The organism is Priestia sp. BR_2, from assembly GCF_041954005.1.
GTDB classification, from domain to species: domain Bacteria; phylum Bacillota; class Bacilli; order Paenibacillales; family Paenibacillaceae; genus Paenibacillus_AQ; species Paenibacillus_AQ lautus_A.
This window is the reverse complement of sequence record NZ_JAVFHM010000218.1, coordinates 304,229-323,751: the sequence shown is the minus strand read 5'-3', so window position 1 is coordinate 323,751 and position 19,523 is coordinate 304,229. Positions and strand designations below refer to the sequence as shown.

16 protein-coding genes are annotated in these 19,523 nt (G+C 54.2%); 10 read left to right on the top strand and 6 right to left on the bottom strand.

What is annotated here, in order from left to right:
• Positions 1-172: 172 nt before the first annotated feature.
• From RB298_RS17065 to RB298_RS17040, 6 genes are all read left to right on the top strand, one after another.
• Positions 173-1,870, top strand: a complete 1,698-nt coding sequence (locus RB298_RS17065; protein ID WP_486047645.1) for an alpha-amylase family glycosyl hydrolase — start codon at positions 173-175, stop codon at positions 1,868-1,870.
• A 380-nt stretch (positions 1,871-2,250) separates the two neighbouring features.
• The gene (locus RB298_RS17060) at positions 2,251-2,925 is read left to right on the top strand and encodes a response regulator transcription factor (protein WP_012818807.1); all 675 of its coding nucleotides are present in this window, start codon (positions 2,251-2,253) and stop codon (positions 2,923-2,925) included.
• A complete protein-coding gene (locus RB298_RS17055) occupies positions 2,922-4,310 on the top strand; it encodes a sensor histidine kinase (RefSeq protein ID WP_486047644.1) in 1,389 nt (462 codons plus the stop codon). The genes RB298_RS17060 and RB298_RS17055 overlap by 4 nt, the downstream gene beginning before the upstream one ends.
• Before the next feature lie 515 nt (positions 4,311-4,825).
• Positions 4,826-5,746, top strand: coding sequence for an ABC transporter ATP-binding protein (locus RB298_RS17050; protein WP_375121402.1), 921 nt, complete (start codon positions 4,826-4,828; stop codon positions 5,744-5,746).
• Positions 5,743-6,459, top strand: coding sequence for an ABC transporter permease (locus RB298_RS17045; protein ID WP_096774658.1), 717 nt, complete (start codon positions 5,743-5,745; stop codon positions 6,457-6,459). Before RB298_RS17050 ends, RB298_RS17045 begins: the two co-directional genes overlap by 4 nt.
• A 1-nt stretch (position 6,460) precedes the next feature.
• Positions 6,461-7,195, top strand: a complete 735-nt coding sequence (locus tag RB298_RS17040) for an ABC transporter permease (protein WP_486047643.1) — start codon at positions 6,461-6,463, stop codon at positions 7,193-7,195.
• 122 nt (positions 7,196-7,317) lie between these two features.
• On the opposite strand, the gene RB298_RS17035 is transcribed toward RB298_RS17040, so the two are convergent.
• The 3 genes from RB298_RS17035 to RB298_RS17025 form a co-directional block, all read right to left on the bottom strand.
• Positions 7,318-8,157 (bottom strand): Gfo/Idh/MocA family protein, encoded by an 840-nt coding sequence (locus RB298_RS17035; RefSeq protein ID WP_486047642.1) that lies wholly within the window; start codon positions 8,155-8,157, stop codon positions 7,318-7,320.
• Positions 8,158-8,191: 34 nt separating this feature from the next.
• Positions 8,192-9,274: a Gfo/Idh/MocA family protein gene (locus RB298_RS17030; protein WP_009591335.1), complete on the bottom strand. Its 1,083-nt coding sequence runs from the start codon at positions 9,272-9,274 to the stop codon at positions 8,192-8,194.
• A gap of 150 nt (positions 9,275-9,424) precedes the next feature.
• Positions 9,425-10,372 (bottom strand): AraC family transcriptional regulator, encoded by a 948-nt coding sequence (locus RB298_RS17025; protein ID WP_036664640.1) that lies wholly within the window; start codon positions 10,370-10,372, stop codon positions 9,425-9,427.
• Between the two features lie 291 nt (positions 10,373-10,663).
• On the opposite strand from RB298_RS17025, the gene RB298_RS17020 reads away from it, so the two are divergent.
• Positions 10,664-11,551 carry a YhfM domain-containing protein gene (locus tag RB298_RS17020; protein WP_486047641.1) on the top strand — a complete coding sequence of 296 codons (888 nt, stop codon included), beginning with the start codon at positions 10,664-10,666 and terminating at the stop codon, positions 11,549-11,551.
• Between the two features lie 94 nt (positions 11,552-11,645).
• Here the strand turns inward: RB298_RS17020 and RB298_RS17015 are convergent, their stop codons facing one another.
• Positions 11,646-12,230, bottom strand: coding sequence for a TetR/AcrR family transcriptional regulator (locus tag RB298_RS17015; RefSeq protein ID WP_192569851.1), 585 nt, complete (start codon positions 12,228-12,230; stop codon positions 11,646-11,648).
• Between the two features lie 6 nt (positions 12,231-12,236).
• Positions 12,237-12,986: an alpha/beta fold hydrolase gene (locus RB298_RS17010; RefSeq protein ID WP_213580118.1), complete on the bottom strand. Its 750-nt coding sequence runs from the start codon at positions 12,984-12,986 to the stop codon at positions 12,237-12,239.
• Positions 12,987-13,207: 221 nt separating this feature from the next.
• Here RB298_RS17010 and RB298_RS17005 point away from each other — a divergent pair, with 221 nt between their 5' ends.
• The 3 genes from RB298_RS17005 (at position 13,208) to RB298_RS16995 (ending at position 17,490) form a co-directional block, all read left to right on the top strand.
• Positions 13,208-15,187: a peptidase U32 family protein gene (locus tag RB298_RS17005; protein WP_486047640.1), complete on the top strand. Its 1,980-nt coding sequence runs from the start codon at positions 13,208-13,210 to the stop codon at positions 15,185-15,187.
• A gap of 109 nt (positions 15,188-15,296) precedes the next feature.
• The gene (locus RB298_RS17000; protein ID WP_486047639.1) at positions 15,297-16,595 is read left to right on the top strand and encodes an aspartate aminotransferase family protein; all 1,299 of its coding nucleotides are present in this window, start codon (positions 15,297-15,299) and stop codon (positions 16,593-16,595) included.
• A 19-nt stretch (positions 16,596-16,614) separates the two neighbouring features.
• Positions 16,615-17,490 (top strand): UbiA-like polyprenyltransferase, encoded by an 876-nt coding sequence (locus RB298_RS16995; protein ID WP_096774649.1) that lies wholly within the window; start codon positions 16,615-16,617, stop codon positions 17,488-17,490.
• A 66-nt stretch (positions 17,491-17,556) separates the two neighbouring features.
• Here the strand turns inward: RB298_RS16995 and RB298_RS16990 are convergent, their stop codons facing one another.
• Positions 17,557-19,305 carry an alpha-glycosidase gene (locus RB298_RS16990; RefSeq protein ID WP_012818819.1) on the bottom strand — a complete coding sequence of 583 codons (1,749 nt, stop codon included), beginning with the start codon at positions 19,303-19,305 and terminating at the stop codon, positions 17,557-17,559.
• Positions 19,306-19,523: the final 218 nt, after the last annotated feature.

Genomic DNA, 19,523 nt, shown 5'->3' with positions numbered 1-19,523 from the left:
GCTGAAGATGGAATTAATACCAGACCTTATTATGTAACCGTTTTATTGGAAATATCTAGTGCTTTTTAATTCAAACGTTTGCGCTTTCTGATTATACATGAAAATACTTTAGATTACATAAGCGGAATGACTCGATGAATATCAGCTCCGTGAGCGAACAGGGGGAAACAGCGTGATACGAAATACATGGGGAAGACGCAGGGCTCTGCCGATATGGCTTACGGCCTTTGCGCTTACGGGAAGCCTGCTTGCAGGCTGCAGCGGCACCGCGGTTGCGCCGCAAGAGGAAGCGAAGCCGCCGGCGGCTTCGGAATCGAAACAACCGAATACGAAAGCGCCTGCGCCAGAAGGGAAAACGGAGGTGGATGAGCTGCCTTCCGACGTCTATTACGAAATTTTCGTGCGTTCATTCTATGATTCCGATGGGGATGGGATCGGTGACTTGCAAGGGATCACTGAGAAGCTGGATTATTTGAATGACGGAAATCCGGAAACCTCGGAGGATCTTGGCGTGACGGGGATTTGGCTGATGCCGATCCATCCTTCGCCGAGCTATCACGGCTATGATGTGACCGACTACCGTTCCATTCACCCGGATTACGGGACGCTGGATGACTTTAAGGCGCTGCTTGCCGAAGCGGATAAGCGCGGGATCAAGATCATTATGGATCTGGTGGTCAACCACACGAGCACGGAGCATGCTTGGTTTCAGCAGGCTGCGAAAGACAAGGCCTCGGGCACCCGCGATTGGTACATCTGGGCCGAGGATCAAGGGAAAACGCCTTCCGGATCCAGCGCGGCGGGAAGCGGCTCCCCTTGGCATGAGATGAACGGGGCGCATTACATGGGCACGTTCTGGGGCGGAATGCCGGATCTGAACTTCGATAATCCGAAGGTCCGCGAGGAGATGAAGGATATCGGGAAGTTCTGGCTGGAGCTGGGCGTCGACGGCTTCCGGATCGATGCAGCCAAGCATATTTACGAGGATCTGATGTCCGATAAAGGCGAGGCGACCACGGCCAAGAATACGGCTTGGTGGCAGGAATTCCGAGCCAGCATGAATGAAGTGAACCCGGAGGCTTATATCGTCGGGGAGATTTGGGATAATTCCGCTGCGGTCATCGCGCCGTATTTGGAGAATGCATTCGATTCCGGATTCAACTTCGGCTTGGGCGAGAGCATCGTCGGTGCCGCCATGAACGAGAAGGATAACAACCTGGCCTTCACCCTGGAGCGGACATATGGCTTGTTCAGCCAGGTATCGGACGGCAAGTTTACGGATGCTGCCTTCCTGACGAATCATGACATGAACCGTGTCATGTCCCAGCTGAAGGATGACGTGAACCACGCCAAGATGGCTGCCGGCATCCTGCTGACGATGCCGGGCCATCCGTTTATCTATTACGGCGAAGAGATCGGGATGAAGGGAGCGAAGCCGGACGAGCAAATCCGGGAGCCGATGATCTGGTCCAATACGGGCAGCGATAAGAGACAGACGAACTGGGAGCCGCTTACGCATAACCGCGGCGATCAGGTCCAAGGCGTAGAGCAGCAGACCGGAGACGAGGATTCCCTGCTGTTCCGCTATCGCACGCTGATCCGGTGGCGGAATGAGCTGCCTGCCCTGAACAGCGGCACGATTGAATCTTATGCGTCAGGGAACCAGCAAGTGATGGCCTATATCCGCCGGACAAACGAGAGCGGGGCCTTAGTGGTTCATAACCTGTCAGGCGCGGAGCAGACCGTGGACCTGGCATCAAAGAACGGATCTGCGGATTTCCGGTCATTGGCGAGAACCACCGACGACAGCGCGGCATGGGATGGCAGCAGTTTAACACTGCCGCCTTATACGACCGTTATTTTGGAATAGGCTGCGATCCTGCCTTATCCAGCAAAACACAACAAGACCCCGAGCCCCTGGAAGGAGGCGTGCTCGGGGTCTTGTTTGACATTCAAGCCCATAGGCTACTCAGAGGACTAAGCCCGAAACTGCCGCAAATAATTGGCCGTCACGGAATGCGGGCTCTCCAGAAGCTCCGCCGGTTTGCCGGAGAACAGGATATTCCCGAGGGAGTACGGCCAGGTTAGCAAATCGGATGCATGAACATCGGGGATCCCATGTTACAATGACAAAAGATGAATTTACGGCATACATAAAAAAAGCTTGCAAGGGCCTTTTTTTGACTTAAAGGCTATAGAATAACCCCTCATGGGGAGATACGAATGTTCGTACGGAAAGGAAGATTTACCATGAGCGCATGCATTCTATATATTGAGGATGACCGGGAGATCGGCGGATGGGTCAGCGAATTTCTCAGAGACAAGGGATACGAGGTGCGGTGGCTGCTGAGCGGAGAACAGGCCGTACAGGAAGCGGCTCCGTGCGCGGTCGTTGTTCTGGACGTCATGCTTCCGGGGCTGGACGGCTTTACGGTCGGGCAGCGTCTCAAAAAGGCCTATCCCGGACTGCCCATCCTGATGCTGTCGGCGCGAACCTCCATTGACGATAAGCTGCAGGGGCTTGAGTTCGCCGACGATTACCTGACAAAGCCTTTTCACCCGGACGAGCTGGCTGCCCGTCTCGAGGTGCTTCTGCGACGGTCTGTCGTGAAATCCGCGGAGCCCATCCGAGTGAAGCACTTATCGGTATATGAAGACGAGAATCGGATCGTGAACGAGGATACCGGCGAGGAGACGCTGCTGACCGGCAAACAGCATCAAATCTTTATGTATCTGCTCCAGCACCAGGGGCGTGTCATGACCAAGGAGCAAATATACGAGTCGGTCTGGGGAGAATCATATATCGAAGGGGATAAGACGCTGATGGTCCACATCCGGTATCTCCGGGAGAAGCTCGAGCGGGACCCCGCCAACCCGGAGATTATTGAGACCGTTCGCGGGCTTGGCTACCGGGTGAGAGCATGAGATGGAAAAGGAAGAAGGGAAGGTTCCGCAATTCGCTGACCAACCGGTATTTGCTGCTGATTTTGATGGCCATGATTTTCATGCCGATCATGTTTCCGTTAGCGTCGATTTTTTACTGGTTCGTGAACGATACCTTCTCGGATCGGCCGCCGGCCCCAGCCGGGAAATATACCAGCGGTGCCGCGTTAGAGAGAATGTGGCACGAGGAAGCAGCCGGATTAAGCGGAGCTTCGCCGGAGGCCATTGAGCAGAAGCTGAATTCGATATGGCAGGAGTATCCGGAGATCTCCATGTTCTGGGTGGATGGCGGCAATAAGACCAGGCTGCAGCTGCCGGTGCAGCCTAACCTGCCCGAGGTATGGAGCGCGCCCTATACCGTGCAATTTATGAAAAACTCCCTGGATAGCGAACCGTTCACCTCCGTGGCTTTTATCGGGGGAGAGGGATCGGGAGAAGGCTTCATGGTCATGCAGCTGCCGAGAAAATACCTTAATGTCCAGCAGCCCATTGCGAGTGAGACGGCGCTGTACGGGCTGTTCACGGCGTCGATGTCCGGCCTGTTCATTCTGGTCTCCTGGCTGTTCTTCGTGCGTATACGCAAGCGGCTGCTGCGGCTTCGTTCGGCCATGACGTCGTCCCATGCGACGACGGGCATACCGCAGCCGGTTACGTTAACCAAGTATGACGAGATTGGACAGCTGGAAGAGGGCTATAACGATATGGTCATCCAGTTGGAAGAGGGGCAGCGCCGCCAGCGCGAGGAAGAAGAGCTGCGCAAATCCCTGATCGCCAATCTGTCCCATGATCTCAGAACCCCGCTGACGGTGATTCGAAGCCATATTTTCTCCATGGAAAGGGAGCCGCTGAGCCCGAAGGGGAAAGAATCGCTGTCACTCATTGAATCGAAAATCGCCGATTTGGGCGGCCTGATCGACAATCTGCTGTCCTACAACTTGCTGACCAGCGGCAGAGTGCAGCTGAACATGGAATCTGCAGACGTGCTGCGAATCGTCAAGGAAAGCGCCGCAGCCTGGTATCCGGTATGGGAGAAGGCGGGAATCGAGCCTGACATCCAGGTGCGAGACGAGCCGCTCCACTGGAACGTAGACGTGCTGTGGTTCCGGAGGCTCCTCGATAATCTGTTCCAAAATGTCGCTCGCCACGCCCGATCCGGGCAGTACATCGGCATTCATACCGAGGAGAGGGAAGGATTTGAGGGCGTCCTCGTCATTTCGGACCATGGACCGGGGATCGAAAGCGATTCCGGCAACAAAGGCACGGGCATCGGCCTGGCCATCGTGGACCACCTGACCAGGGAGATGGGGCTGGAAAGCCATGTGGAAAGCTCGGAGGAGGGAACGAGGATCCGCATCTGGAAGCGTTGAGCAATCAAGCGCTGGGCTATCAAGCATTCCATCAGGGGTGCTGAGGCCTGGGTTGAATAGATAAAAAGAGGAGCCGGCACGATTATCGGTTCCTCTTTTTTTGCTGCCAATGACAGAAAAAGACGCCCTATAAGGCGTCTTCGTACCATTGCTTTTCGCTCGAGTTTCACGAGCTCGTCAGTGAACTGGGTTCATAAGCAAGGCAGGCTACAGCTGCTAGACTCAAAGAGAGATCCATTCTGAAATCAAGGCGAACGAAAACATGCATATTCATGGTTAACCACGCTCCAATCGTAACGGTGAATCGATCGATAAGAGAGAAAAGTGATCGGCATGCCATCATCAGCGTCAGGTAGCCCCCCTGTACGGACGCCATAAGCGTTTCGGCAAATTAATTATATCATATACGGACACTTGTTAAAACGTTGGATAGACTGCCAGCTTTTTTAAAGAAAATTTAAACTTGGGGCCGACCGGCATTTAACCTTGGACATGTAGGATGTATACCTGAGGTGATGAACGTGACGGAACTCGTCATTCAAACAAAAGGCTTATATAAAATATACAAAAAGCGCGCAGCGGTCGTGGATTTGAACCTGGAGATCGCCCGCGGCGATATTTACGGCTTCCTCGGCCCGAACGGTGCCGGGAAAACGACGACCATTCGCATGCTGCTCGGACTCATTCAACCGACGCGTGGCGCGATTCATTTGTTCGGCAAGGATTTAAAGAGCGAAAAAATGGACATTTTGCGCCGGACCGGATCGCTCGTGGAGTACCCATCGTATTACGGCCACTTGACGGCCGTAGAGAATCTGGAAGCGATCCGCCGGATTACCGGCGGCCCGAAATCCCGCATCGCGGAAGTGCTGGAGATCGTCTCCTTGACGAAGGAGGCCAAGCGCCCGGTTAAGGGATACTCGCTTGGGATGAAGCAGCGTCTTGGCATCGCGGCCGCCCTGCTGAACAATCCGGAGCTGCTCATTCTGGATGAGCCGACCAACGGCCTGGATCCGTCCGGCATCCATGAAATCCGGGAGCTGATCAAGAATATGCCGCGCCAATACGGCATTACCGTGCTGGTATCCAGTCACCTGCTGGGCGAGGTCGAGCTGATGGCGGACAAAGTCGGCATTATCCGCGAAGGAAGGATGGTGTTCCAGGATACGATCGACAATCTGGTATCCACGGCGTCCAGCGGTTTCCGCTTATCGGTATCCGAGCCAGAGGCAGCGCTTGGACTAGCCCTAGACTTAGGCTGCGAAGGCGTCCTGCGGAACCAGATGCTGGAGCTGGAGAGCATGCAGGATGCCAAAATCGCGCTGCTCGTGAAGCGCCTGGTGGAGAACCAGCATGCGGTATACCGGGTGGAAGAGCAGCGGAGGTCGCTGGAGGATATCTTCATGCAGATCGTAGGGGAGGGAAGCCGGGTATGATGTTCCGTGCGCTTTCCGCCGATTGGCTGAAGATCCGGGGCAAGGGCATCTGGTTTCTCGCTGCGCTCGGTCCCGTCGGGCTGGCAGCGATGCAAGGGCTGAACTTCGGACTTCGATACGATTACCTGATGAAATCCTACGCGGCGGATCCTTGGGGCGGGCTGCTGGAGAACGTGCTCTTCTTTGTGCCGATTGCCCTGTTCCTCGGGATCACGCTGGTCTGCTCGCTGATGGCCAACGTGGAGCATCAGCTGAGCTCGTGGAAGCAGCTGCTGGCACTGCCTATATCCAGAACGGCGGTATTCAGTGCCAAGTTCGTGCAGGCCTTCCTGATTCTCTGCGTATCCTGTTTCCTTCTGTCGCTCAGCACCGCCGTCCTCGGCATCATACTGGGGATGGGGGCAGATCAAATGCCGTATGTCGATCTGCTGCGCATTGGCTTTGTGCAGTTATTCGCGGCGCTTCCCATGCTGGCCTTTCAGCTGTGGATGTCTTTGACGCTTAAGAACCAGGGGATCGCGGTCGGAATCGGCATTACCGCCTCGGTCGTGTCGATGTTCGCCCTGCAGTTTCCTGATTGGATGCCGCTAAAATGGCCGCTGCTGGCTTACATGGGGCCGGGAGAAGCCCGCGTCATCGGAGCGGGTTTGCTGCTGGGCGCGGTGATCGCATGCGCTGGCCTGATTCATTTTAACCGAAAGGATGTGGACTAAGATGGCATCCTATCTAAGAGCGGTATCCGCAGAGTGGCTTAAGCTGTCGAAATCGAAGCTATGGCCGCAAATCTTCCTGTGCGGGGTCCTGGTCATGCTGCTCGGCATATTAAACGGAAAGCCTGAGGAGCTGGCGCCATGGGAATATCTGATCAGCATTATGATCGTTCTGCATGCCATGCTGCTGCTCCCGATTCTGACGGGGATATTCAGTGCCATGGTATGCCGGTATGAGCATTCGGGCGGGGGATGGAAGCAGCTGCTCGTCCTGCCGGTTTCACGCGGCGCCGTCTATTTTGCGAAATTCTCGGTGGTAGCCATGCTGCTGGCCGTCGTCCAGTTACTGTTCATGGGCGCCGTGCTGGGAGCCGGTTTGATCCACAAGGTGGATGCTCCGATTCCGTGGGAAATGCTGCTGCGCTGCCTGCTTGGCGGTTGGGTCGCCTGCTTGCCGCTTGCCGCGCTGCAGCTTGGAGTCTCAACGGCCTGGAGCAGCTTTGCCGCTCCGCTGGCATTGAACGTCGTTTTCACCATACCCAACATGCTGGTAGCCAACTCGCAGACGTATGCCCCTTACTATCCGTGGACGCAGCCGTTTCTGGCGATGATGCCCGCGGGTCAAGCCGATTTCGGTGCATTCAACCTGCCGTTCGAAAGCCTCATGACCGTCGTGGTGGGAGGGTTTCTACTGTTCTTTCTCGCGGGCTTCGTCTATTTTCAGCGGAAAGAAGTGTAACTCTTCAGAACTGGATTTCAAAGCTGGCTTGGTTTTATGAAAAAGAGCTGCCCTCAGGCCCTTACGGCCTGTTGGAGCAGCTCTTTTTATATATTTCTATGTGTAACGAACCCTTGGTTTAGCTATTGAGGCAAATCCACCCACACATAAGGGGTGTCAGCCGCCTTCAATCCGTACTCGATAATCGTGATGACGGCGACCGTTTCTGCCGGGTTGACGGCAGGCTCGCCCGTTTCGAAGAAATTCACCAGATTCTCGATGAACAAGGCGAAGAAATTCGAATTCGCGGTGACCTGCTTGAAGCCCCCGTCGCCATTTTTTATCCCCAAGGTAAACGGACAATTATCCCCGAGATGATTCACGGTGGCTTGCTGTCCGTTCCCGAAATCGATCAGCAGGGCAGGGGAGTCAGGCGTTCCGATGTACATCACCCGCTTCGGGCTGGTCCCCATCAGGCTGACGATCGGCTCGATTTGATGAATCGAATAATTGGCGAAGGCGCCCGGTCCCCAGCTGCTGATCGTTTGAATATCGCTTCGGTCCAGCTCACGGTATTCGCTGGCAAAACGGAGGGCGGACGTCGAATACATCGGCGTTCCGTGCTTTGTTGCCAGGTCGAACAGGCGGATGGCCGTTTCGCGGTCAGGCGCGAACGTTTTATCGATATAGGTTGGCTTGCCGGATTGCAGCGGCAGCTGGGACAGCTCCTCATGGAATTCCGGATTGTCCGGGGACAGCACGATCAGGTAATCGCTGCGCTCCACCACCTCTTCGATCGTGGGCAGCAGCTCAATTCCAAACTCCTTGCTCCAGGCGGCGTTCGTGAGCCCGTTCTCTTTGTCTCTCTTGCCGTAGGCGTACATGACCTTCATGGCATGTTCCGATGCCTGCTCAATCCACGCGGGATATTTGTTCGCGTGGAACTGGTCCAAATGCAGGTCGATGAATCCGATTTTTTTCATGATAAAAGGGCCTCCCTGGCGTTCGAACTATAGGTTATAGGCTGTTCTGGGCAACGGGCTGAAGCGAAACCTCCGCGCCTTGGTCGGAAGAGTCGTAAATCGCCTGGATGATCTGGGAGGAGAGGATGACCGTATCGATATGCGAAGGCTGTTTCTCCCCGGTTTGAATGCAGCGGATGAATCCGTCGATCTCATTCTGGAACATGCTGCCGAGATTGAATTTCGGCGTGGTTTCGATCAATGCGCCGTCCTCCGTGGTGTAGAAGGTGAAGTCCGCGCCGTATTTCAGCCGGATGCCGCCTTTGTCGCCGAGGAAGTCGATGAACATTTCTTCGGCGCCGATATTTTGCGCCCATGCGCCGTTCAGGGAAATGGTCGGGCCTTCCGTGCGGACGAGGGCCGTGACAAAATCGTCGACGTCATACGTGCCGTCATATTTCGGCGGACCTGCCCACATTTTGAGGAAGGTGTAATTCTCCATGTCTTTGCCCAGCTTGCAATAAGCCTGACCGGAGACGGTCTTCGGCTTCGGATCGCCCGTACAGTACATCACGACATCGAGGAAGTGAACGCCCCAATCGATCAGCGCGCCGCCGCCGGCAATGGCTTTGGTCGTGAAGGCGCCGCCGAGACCCGGGATCGAGCGATGGGAACGGAAGCTGGCATAAACGTGATACAGCTCGCCAAGATCGCCGTTTTGGATCATTTTTCTGATTCTGTTTACGCTTTCATTGTAACGGTTGACCACCCCGATATTGAGCGTTTTGCCCGTTTCGTGCTGAACCTTCTGCATCTCCAGCGCTTCCGCGTAGGTGCGGGCTGCCGGTTTTTCGCATAATACATGCTTTCCTGCCCGCAAGCAATCGATGGCGATGGAAGCATGAACGTCATTCGGCGTACAGATCGATACCGCGTCGACCTCAGGGTCGTTCAGGATCTGGTTGTAATCTTCGATGGCTTGGCCGCATTCGTATTTGGCGACGGCGGCATCGGCCCGGTCCTTCAAGATATCGCAGAAATATTTGATCTCGGCATCTTCGTTGGCCATGTAGGCGGGGATATGGGCACTGTTCGCAATCGTGCCGCAGCCAATCACGGCAATTGTAATTTTGTTCATCGGTTCTCCTCCAAAATCGTGGATTGATGATGCAGTGATGACATGAGCCTGTCGCTTGATTCTTCGTTATTGCTTGCCCCGAGTATAGCATGTGCGCGATCGCTTCGATTTCACTATCGTGTTTATTTATTGGATTATCGTACCGAGGCGCTAGTCCACGGTTTTAAAAGCGTTCTTTTTATAATAAGCGGGGGTCGTTCCCGTGTATTTTTTGAAAATGCGGCAGAAGTAGGGAAGCTCGTTAAACCCGACCTTGAAGCACACGTCGGTTACCGTCAGCTCGGGCTCCGTCAGCAGCCGCATTGCCATTCGTATCCGATAGTTGGCCAAGTACTGGCTGAAGGTCCAGCCTGTCACTTCCTTGAAACGTCGGCAAAAGCTCGTCCGGGACATCATCGTCCGCGCGCAGAGATCCTCCAGCCACAGGGGCTGATCGAAGTGGTCGTGGATATATTGAACGGATTCCAATATGGGCTCCCGATACGGGGCGCTGCCCGCGGTTACGGATATATGCTTGCTTTGCTCGGCATGCTCGCGGTTCACGATCGCCAGCAGCTTCAGCAGATTGGCCTTCAGCAGAATATCAAAGAAGGGGCCCCGGCCTCCGAACTCGTTCAGCATTTCGGTCAGGAGTTCCTTAACGACTAGGTCACTGCCGCCGGTCAAGGTGATTTTGAGCGGGACGCGGTCTTCGGTCGTGACAAAAGGCTTGATGAAGGAAATGTCGAACAGCTGCGGCTCGTCCGGCATCCCCTCCAATCGTTCGTTAATGAAGGCCGGCATGAATTCGCACCCGAGCACCTCCAGTTCTTTCCCGGGGACCATCTCCACGCGATGGACGCTGTAAGGAGGGAGCACGAATATATTGCCCTGGACCATCCGGTATTTTTGGCCATAGAGCGTATGGATGAATTCGCCTTTGCTGACATACCAGATTTGAAGATAGTCATGCATATGATCGGATAAACTCCCGAACTTCTCGGTAATGCGGTACATTTTGCAGGGCAGGCCATTCGCCATCTCCAGCTCCGACGTAAAGTAGGCGATTCCTCTTCGGGTGCATTCGGCGATATCCGGTTCCAGCCAGTGAATAGCCATCGTTTCTTTCCTCCTCGTACGTTTCGATCCTGTTATTCATAGCATAACTGATTAAGGACATGAAGGAAGAGGAAAATCGAAAAAGTTACTGTAATTCATGGGGGCGGGGACGTGATCGATGTCATGAGGAAGTCCAATCATGATCAGGGTCCGCAGGATTCGCTCCGCATGATTTACCGATGATCAAGCAGCCGCGTTTAATGCCATGAGATACAAGATGAAGAAAAGGTGACCATCTTCTGGTAACAAATGGGCATTGTCATACGTCTGAATGGTAGAGGTGATGTTGCGATGGGGATCATGAGGGAATATAAGCTGGCGAATAGGGGAACGGTCTTGCTATGGGTGATGGTTTTGACGATGCTGCTGACAGACTGCGGTCTCGGTAAGGATGGGGATGTGAAGAGGTCTTCCGAAACAGGGGAACGAGCCATAACTTCAGGAATGGAGGAGGATAGCCAACTCCAAGATTATGTAACGATCCACCGCGGTCAGGGGTTCGGTAAAGTCAGTTCGGGTATTTTCGGAACGCTGGATAGCGTGAAGGACGTTGAGGTGTTCGATGAAGCCATCCGGACAGCGGTGAGGATGCAGGGAATCATGGATGTAAGAGAACCGGATTATGATGCGGTGATTCACCTTGACGGGGAGAGCACATCCATTCATCTATGGCTAGAACCCGACAGTAAACGTGGAATGTTTACCTATATAACGGATACCGGCACAGGATATACGTTGACCGAGCAGTTGACAGCCCAGCTCACGGAATTGATCGATCAATTGCGATATACGCCTGAGCAGGCCAAGAAGAATGGGGATGTTGTATTTAGTTTAGATGGGTTGATTGCCAACCGGGAGGCATGGGATCAATTCGTGAAGCAAGTGGAGGAGAAGCACCCAGCTTCTGTACAGCTGACGCTGTATACAATAGAGGGCAGCCCCATTTTTCATGATTTGGAGCATGGTTACCAAGGCGAGTTCATCCGGCATCGGCTCGATACTACGCATGACCCGCTGGGGAAGCCGGTAAAATCCGTCGAATTCTGCAAGGAGCTGGTAGCGGAGCAGACGGAACAGGGAATCGAATACCGACTGAACGGGTGCGGTGAGGGGCGTGACCAAGAGAGCGATACTTTCCACATGCTGTTTCCTGTAGAAGAGGCAATTCATAATAGATAAAGATCAGCATCCCTTTCGTGTGCCATAATAATCGTTTCGTGCAGCAAAGAGCCGAGGTATCCTAAAGATACAGGAAACCTCGGCTCTTTTGGCGTTACGGGCAAAACTCCTTCAGCATCTGCTCCTTCACTTCTTCAATGGGGAAGTGCAGGGGATAGGTGGATATCATCAGCATGATGCCCTGAAGGGTAGAAGAAAAGTACAAGGAGCGCTTGCGCGGCTCGGGTACTCCGAGACTTTCGAATATGCGGCATTGAATCTCAAATTGCCGTGCAGCCTCTTCCACAAGACGCTTGCTGTAGGGAAACAGCTCTTGATCCGCTTCGGGCTGTGTTTGAAGATGCAAGTAAAAACGGAATACCTCCGGCTGCTGATAGACGTTGTCGATGGCTTGCTCCAAAATATATTTCAGCTGATCCGCTGGTGCTTGGAGTGAAGCGGAATTCTCCATAACTTCGGCAACGCTTGCGATTCGCTCCTCGACCATAGCGGCAAGAAGTCCTTCCTTGCCTGAAAAATAATTATAGAGCAGCCCTTTGGATGTGCCGGCTTTCTTGGCTACATCGCTAATGGAAGTGGCATGGTACCCCTGATGGATAAACAAATCCATGGCAGTTTCCAAAATCTTCTCTTTTGCCATCTGGCGTATGCGTTCGTTCTCGATGGGTGAGCGTGGCATAAATCTTCATTCCTTTACGAATGGGGTGATATGAAGGGATAACTCCTCCGGATGCGTTAGCGTGACCATGTGATCCGCTCCCGCGATGGTGGCAAATCGAATGCCTGGAACCCTTCGAAATTGTTCTCCTACCTGCTGGTTATCGGTCAGTTCATGATCTCCTATGATGAACAGCGTTCTGGCCGAGATATCCTGTAATCGATCCATCGCCGGCGGCTCCGGCCAAACCGAGTCAAAGGTGGACCAGGTAAACGTCCGCTCGAAATGGTGGCGAAGCATTTGGACCATCAGCTCCCGCTCGGCGCGGTTCCTTGTAATTTCATAAGAAGGCGGCTCAATGCACAGCTCGATCATTTTCTCGATATCAGGGGCAGCGGCGCTTACCCCGAGCATGTAGGTTTGCATTTCCTCAGAATAAGGAAAACCGGACAGGGCGGGCGCTATGACAATCAGTTCCGATACCCTTTCAGGATAATGGATCGCGAACTCCGTGGCAATCCGGCCGCCCATAGAATGACCGACAATCGCAGCTTGCGGAATATCCAGATGATCAAGAAGAGATAACAAATCTTCAACATAATTCGGCGGCTGAGCGGGAGAGGGAGAGCGTCCGGCACCGCGACCGTCAAAGGCAATGACGCAAAAATGCTCCGCTAAAAGAGGGACAAGATAACTCCAGTCCCGCAGATCGGCTCCACCGCTGTGAACAAGGACGATCGGCTTACCGTTTCCATGAACTTCATAGTGCAGATCCAATAGAATACCTCCATTCGATTTTCAATGATGTGAAGCGCTTGATGAACATTATTTTATTATTGAATGAACGTTTGGTCAATAGAAAATCGACTCGTATCTTGATTTGCCTTTCAAAGCTGGGATCCTATTGTAAATATCGATGTGAAATAATTCACTAATCTTATTTGTGAATTATGTTACAATCGAAAAAAATATATTTTTGGGAGTAGGGGGAACGGACTGTGGCTCGTTATTTTAACGGTAAAGAAGTGGAACTATTGGCTCCAGCCGGAACATTCGAGATATTCAAGACCGTCATTGACGCAAACTGCGATGCCGTATATTTCGGGGGGCCATCGCTGAACATGCGTATGATGCGCAAGGGATACAACTTAAGTTATGAGGAGGTCGGCGAGGCCGTCCAATTGGCGCATGACCGCGGGAAACGTGCCTACATTACAGTGAACAACCTGATGAATGAAGAGGACTTGGAGGAAGCGAAGCGCTACTTCGCCTTTCTGAACGAGATCGGCCCGGATGCCATTATCGCGCAGGACCTGGCCGTGTTTCCCCTGATCCAAGAGATGAATTACACGAATATTCCGGTTCACTCCTCGGTCATGATGAACGTGCACAACCTGGAAATGATCGAAGCGCTCAAAGCATTGGGCGTTTCCCGCATCGTGGCTTCCCGCGAAATGGACCTGAAAACGGCAGAGGTGCTGCAGGCCAGGAGCGGGATGGAGTTCGAGTATTTTGTGCACGGCGACATGTGCACGGTTCACGGGGCCAACTGCCTGTACAGCTCGATGCTGTTCGGCAACAGCTCCAACCGCGGGCGCTGCATGAAGCCTTGCCGCTGGGATTACCGGGTGAAGAAGGACGGCTATCTCTATCCGACCGAGTATCCGCTCGCGGCGAAAGATATGTACATGTACGAGAGCATTCCTGAGCTGATCAAGTCCGGCATCACCAGCTTCAAAATTGAAGGACGCATGAGAGACACCGAGTTTTTGCTGATGCTCGTGAATTCGTACGGAGACGCCATCGATCGTTATATTGCGGATCCGCTGGGCTACAATCGCGAGGCGGGGGCGGACACGCTGCATAAACATCGCAAGCGCGATTTCACGACGGCTTATGCCTTCGGCAAGCCGGGACTGGGCTTCATTAATCGCCGCTATGAGGGAACAGGCAAGTTTTACAGTACGGGGAAGGTGTTCAGTACGCCTACCGCCGAACGCGAGACGAAGGAGGAACGGGTGCTTCAGGTGAAGGAATCGCTTCGCCATGCGAAGCGGGAACGGCCGGGCACTTCGATTCCGCAAATTACGGTGCATGTCAACACGGTAGAGCAGGCCCGTGCGGCATTAGAAGAAGGAGCAGGCGTCATTTACCTGACGGGGGACGTATTCCAGCCGGATCGCCCGTTTGGCCGCAAAGACATCGAAGCCTTGACGGCGGATAAAGGGGACGCGGAGATTGTCCTTGGCATGCCCCGCATGATGAATGAGCTTCAGATGGAGCAGTACCATCAGTTTCTCAGCGCAGGCAAGGAGTTTAACCATTACGGTCTGGACGGCCTGCTTGCGACCAACATCGGTGCCATGCACAGGTTTCAAACCATCGGGCTGCCGCTGATCGCCGATTTCAGCCTGAACATTTACAACCATATGGCGGCTTCGTTTTATCAGGACCATTTTGGCATATCCCGAATCAATCCGTCCCTTGAGCTTCAGCTCCATGATTTGACGAAATTGCTGCGCCATCCGGAGATTTCCCTTGAGATCATCGTTCACGGCTCGCCAATCGTCATGTATCTGGAGCATGATTTATACGCCAATGCCGCAGAGTTCGAGCCCATAGCGGAAGAGGACAACCGTTTCGTGGATAACCGCCATCTCGTGCTGCTTACGGATAAAGGGGAGAACCCCGTTTACCGGGACGCCGCAGGGCGCAACCACTTGGCGCTGGCGAAGGAGCTGTGCTACATGCCGATCCTGAAGGAGCTGTATGAAGCCGGCGTCGATCATTTCCGCATCGAAGGAAAAACGTATACGACCGAGCGGCTTCGCAGCCTGGTGCGGTTATATCGTCAAGCTGCGTCGAACCTGGATGCGTGCGGCAGGCTGTATCAAAGCATGGCACCGGTATACGCCGGGTTCACGCTCGGTTCGCTCCAATTCGGCCATTCCCTGGAACTTGAGCTGACGGAGGCATGAGATCCCTTAGAGACGGGGCAGGAAGATGATCCGATGCGAGGCACCGTTTTCCTCAGTCTCTATCACGGAACATGGAAAAACGGAAATAATCGAAAGAGGGGGAGCCTCCATGAAACATGAAGGCCATACGCATATCGGTCCGGAAGCCGTCGCTGCCAAGCGCCGGCGGTACGGCTATCCTTGCACGGCGCATTTCTACAGCGAACCGCCCCAGATCGTCGGCGGCAAGATGCATACGCTTTACGGCCATGACGGCAAAGCTTATGTCGACTTCTTCACGGGCGTGTCGGTCGTTGCCTGCGGCCATTGCAATGAAGCCATTACGGCTAGAACGATCGAACAGCTGCAGACGCTGCAGCATACGTCAACCATTTACCTTACCCAGCCGATGGTGGACCTGGCGGAGCGGTTGGCGAACGGCGTTCTGCCCGGCAACTTAAAGCGAACGTTCTTTGTGAACAGCGGGTCCGAGGCGAATGAAGGCGCGCTGCTCGCCGCGCGTCTGCATACGAAACGCCGCAGCTTCCTGGCGTTGGAATACGGCCTTCATGGCCGCACCTTCCTGACCATGAACGTGACCGGCATTCCGATGTGGCGTGCCGACGATTTCTTGGATGAAGACGTGGCTGAGTTTATTCCACGACCATATGATCCTGGCATGGATCAGGATGCCGCTGCCCGCCGCTCCCTGGATGCCTTGGCGAGCGTGCTCGCTGCAAAGGGAGACAGCTTTGCTGCCATGATCGTAGAGCCGATCCAAGGCAACGGGGGAATGATCGCGCCGCCGGATTGGTATTTCCGCGAGCTGAAGGCGATGCTGGAAGAGCACGGCATACTCCTGATTGCCGACGAAATCCAGACAGGCTGCGGCCGCACCGGACGCATGTTCGCGATCGAGCATTACGGCATCGTGCCCGATATTCTCACCATGGCGAAGGCCTTGGGCAATGGCGTGCCGATCGGCGCGTTCTGCACGACGGATGAGATCGCCGCCAGTCTGAATCGGCCCTCCGCCTCGACCTTTGGCGGCAATCCGGTATCATCGGCCACGGCGCTTGCCGTATTGGATTACATCGAGCAGCAGGGCCTGGTTGATCGTTCCCGGCGCGTTGGCGGACGGCTGATCGAAGGCTTGAGGGAGCTGCAGGGCCGATACGGGCTTATCGCCGATGTCCGAGGCAAAGGGTTTATGGCCGGAGCCGAAATCCGGGGTGCGACCAACGAGGAGAGCGCAGCATGGACTGATATTATTCTGGAGCGCATGAAGGATGAAGGCTTTATTATCGGTAAAAACGGGGTGGGCCGAAACGTGCTGGCCTTTCAGCCCGCCATGATCATCCCGGAGGAAGAGATCGAAGCGATGCTCCGTGCCTTGGATAAGGTGCTGGCAGGGTTATCCCAAACATAAACGAATGAGGTTGATCCGGATGCAGATGATGTATAAAGTCGTTCATAAGACCAAAATGTTCGGAGAACTGGTGATGTTCTCCCACACGCTGTTCTCGCTGCCCTTTGCGATCATATCCATGGTCTGGGCCGCCGGCGGCGTGCCGTCATGGCATGTCGTGCTGTGGTCGTTGATTGCGCTGGTGGCCGCCCGCAACGGGGCCAATGCCTTCAATCGCGTCGTCGATTTGAAGTTCGACGCGGCCAACCCGAGAACGGCGGACCGCCATATGCCAAGAAAGCTTCTGCTGCCTCGCGAGGTGTACGTATTTGTGGTCGTTAACTTTGCCGTCTTTATTCTCGCGGCCGGCATGCTGAATCCGCTCTGCTTGGTGCTATCACCGGCAGCGATTGTGCTGATCTGCACGTACTCGTACACCAAGCGCTTCACCTGGCTGTGCCATCTGTACCTGGGCTTTACGATCGCTTCGGCTCCGATCGGGGCATGGTTTGCCGTAACGGGGGAGTTGGCCTTCATTCCGTTTATCATCGGCACGGTCGTGATGCTGTGGATTGCGGGATTTGATATCATCTACGCCACGCAGGATATCGAATTCGATCGCAGCACCGGCTTATGGAGCATTCCCCGCGCGTTTGGATTCGAAGGCGGACTGCTCATTTCCAGAATGCTGCACGGGATTATGGTCATGCTGCTGCTTTCCCTTTACTTTATCCAAGGTTTGGGCTGGCTCTACTTGACGGGAATTGCCATCTCGGTGCTGCTGCTGGCCGTGGAGCATCGCATGATCAGGCCTTCCAGCCGCAGGCGGATGCAGCTTGCCTCCTACAATCTGAATCAGGTGATTAGTCTGACGATTCTGCTGTTTACTTTGGCGGATCAGTTTTTGCTCGGATAAAAAAGACTCCCTTCGACTGCCGGCCCGCATACTCGGGCTCGATGGCATTCAAAGGGAGTTTCGTGTTTATTGCCCGGCTTTCAAGATCGCAAAGCCGTAAGCAGGCAGCTTCACGGTCAGCTGGCCTTGCTTCGCGCTGAGGCCTTCGCCGTTCCACAGGTTCGTCCACTGGCGGTCCAGCACAGGGAGGGTCATCGTGTTGCCCGCCTTGTCGTTGTTGACGGCAATGAGGATCGTTTCATTGTCGTCCTCGCGCAGGTAAGCGATTTTGCCCCCGTTCTTCTCGGCCTTCAAAAATTTGAAGGTTCCCGTGCGGAGAGCGGAATGCTCTTTGCGGAGCTTAATGAGCGTTTGGTAGAAATGGAAGAGGTCTTTGTCGTGTTTCGACTCGTCCCACTCCATGCATTTGCGGCAGCCCGGATCGTGCCCGCCGTCCATGCCGATTTCGTCGCCGTAATAGATGCAAGGCGTGCCGAAATACGTGAACTGGAACATGGCGGCCAGCTTCATCAGGCGTTTGTCGCCGTTCGCCTGCGTTAACAGTCTTGCGGTGTCATGGCTGTCCAGCAGGTTGAACATCACTTCGCTGGCCTGTCTTGGATAGCCGGCAAGCTGCTTGCCGAGCATGAACGAGAACTTCTCGGCATCGGCGGTACGGTTGATGAAGAAATCCAGTACGGCATTCGTGAACGGGTAGTTCATGACGGCGTCGAACTGGTCGCCTTCCAGCCAGATGGAGGATTCATGCCACACTTCGCCAAGGATGTAAGCATCCGGGTTGGCTTTTTTTACGACTTGGCGGAATTCGCGCCAGAAGCTGTGTCCGACCTCGTTGGCTACATCCAGGCGCCAGCCGTCGATGCCCGTTTCCTTGATCCAGTACTCCGCCGCCTTGAGCAGATAAGCCCGGACTTCCGGATTCTCCGTATTCAGCTTCGGCATCAGCGGCTCGAACGCAAACGTATCGTAAGTCGGAATGCCGTCCACCACTTCCAGCGGCAAGGAGCGGACGTAGAACCAATCCTTGTATTTGGAGTTCAAACCGTTCTTCTGCACGTCGACGAACGGGGCAAACGTTCTGCCGGAATGATTGAAGACCGCATCCAGCAGAACGCGGATTCCGCGCGCGTGGCACAGATCAACGAGTTTCTTCAGCGTGTCCTTGTCGCCGAACTGCGGATCGATTTCCATATAGTCTTCGGTATCGTATTTATGGTTTGTCGTTGCCGTGAACAGCGGCGTGAAATAAATCGCATTGACGCCGAGCTCGCTTAAATGGTCGAGATGGTCGATAACCCCTTGCAGGTCACCGCCGAAGAAGTTCTTCGGCGTCGGTTCGGCACTGCCCCAAGGCAAGGCGCCTTCCGGGTCATTGCTCGTGTCCCCGTTCGCGAAGCGTTCCGGGAAGATTTGATAGAAAATCGCGTCTTTGACCCATGCCGGCGGATGAAAAACGTCATCCGGATTGATGAACGGGTATTCGAACAGGCGGTCCGGATTGGCCGGCGGCTCCGTCAGGAAATCATATTCGGTCATCCAGCGCTTCTCGTCGCCCTGCTGCAGCAGGAAGCCGTATTTCAAGCGGCGGTATGGAGGAGTTGCCTCACACTCCCAATAGTCGAACATTTCATCCGAGGACAGCTTGGTCATCGGAATGTATTCCATCGTTTGATCCCACAGGTACTTGTCGCCTGCAAGGGCATACACTTCGGTAAGGTCGTCCTTTTTGGTGCGGATTCTGAGATGGATGGTCGTGCCGTTATAAGCGTAGGACCAGTTTTTGCGCGGGCGGTGATAGATGGCTTCCAGAAACATCGATGATTCCTCCTTAAATAGTGAAATTAAAAAAAGGCACAGCCAGGACTATGAATAGCCGAGGTTGTACCTTTGTAAGATAACATTGCCTTTAGATTATGAGGTTTGAATCGGGTTGCTTATGAATTCATTAGCTGATTAAAAATATACCACGCGTTCTGAGCGTATTCAAGCCCTAAGTACAAGCGGCAGATCTCCATGCTGCATCGAAGCCGGAA

Coding starts and splice junctions, on each gene's coding strand:
- RB298_RS17020 (WP_486047641.1), top strand. CDS start 10,664: ATGGGGATCATGAGGGAATATAAGCTGGCGAATAGGGGAACGGTCTTG.
- RB298_RS16995 (WP_096774649.1), top strand. CDS start 16,615: ATGCAGATGATGTATAAAGTCGTTCATAAGACCAAAATGTTCGGAGAA.
- RB298_RS16990 (WP_012818819.1), bottom strand. CDS start 19,305: ATGTTTCTGGAAGCCATCTATCACCGCCCGCGCAAAAACTGGTCCTAC.
- RB298_RS17050 (WP_375121402.1), top strand. CDS start 4,826: ATGAACGTGACGGAACTCGTCATTCAAACAAAAGGCTTATATAAAATA.
- RB298_RS17055 (WP_486047644.1), top strand. CDS start 2,922: ATGAGATGGAAAAGGAAGAAGGGAAGGTTCCGCAATTCGCTGACCAAC.
- RB298_RS17030 (WP_009591335.1), bottom strand. CDS start 9,274: ATGAACAAAATTACAATTGCCGTGATTGGCTGCGGCACGATTGCGAAC.
- RB298_RS17035 (WP_486047642.1), bottom strand. CDS start 8,157: ATGAAAAAAATCGGATTCATCGACCTGCATTTGGACCAGTTCCACGCG.
- RB298_RS17025 (WP_036664640.1), bottom strand. CDS start 10,372: ATGGCTATTCACTGGCTGGAACCGGATATCGCCGAATGCACCCGAAGA.
- RB298_RS17000 (WP_486047639.1), top strand. CDS start 15,297: ATGAAACATGAAGGCCATACGCATATCGGTCCGGAAGCCGTCGCTGCC.
- RB298_RS17015 (WP_192569851.1), bottom strand. CDS start 12,230: ATGCCACGCTCACCCATCGAGAACGAACGCATACGCCAGATGGCAAAA.
- RB298_RS17045 (WP_096774658.1), top strand. CDS start 5,743: ATGATGTTCCGTGCGCTTTCCGCCGATTGGCTGAAGATCCGGGGCAAG.
- RB298_RS17040 (WP_486047643.1), top strand. CDS start 6,461: ATGGCATCCTATCTAAGAGCGGTATCCGCAGAGTGGCTTAAGCTGTCG.
- RB298_RS17060 (WP_012818807.1), top strand. CDS start 2,251: ATGAGCGCATGCATTCTATATATTGAGGATGACCGGGAGATCGGCGGA.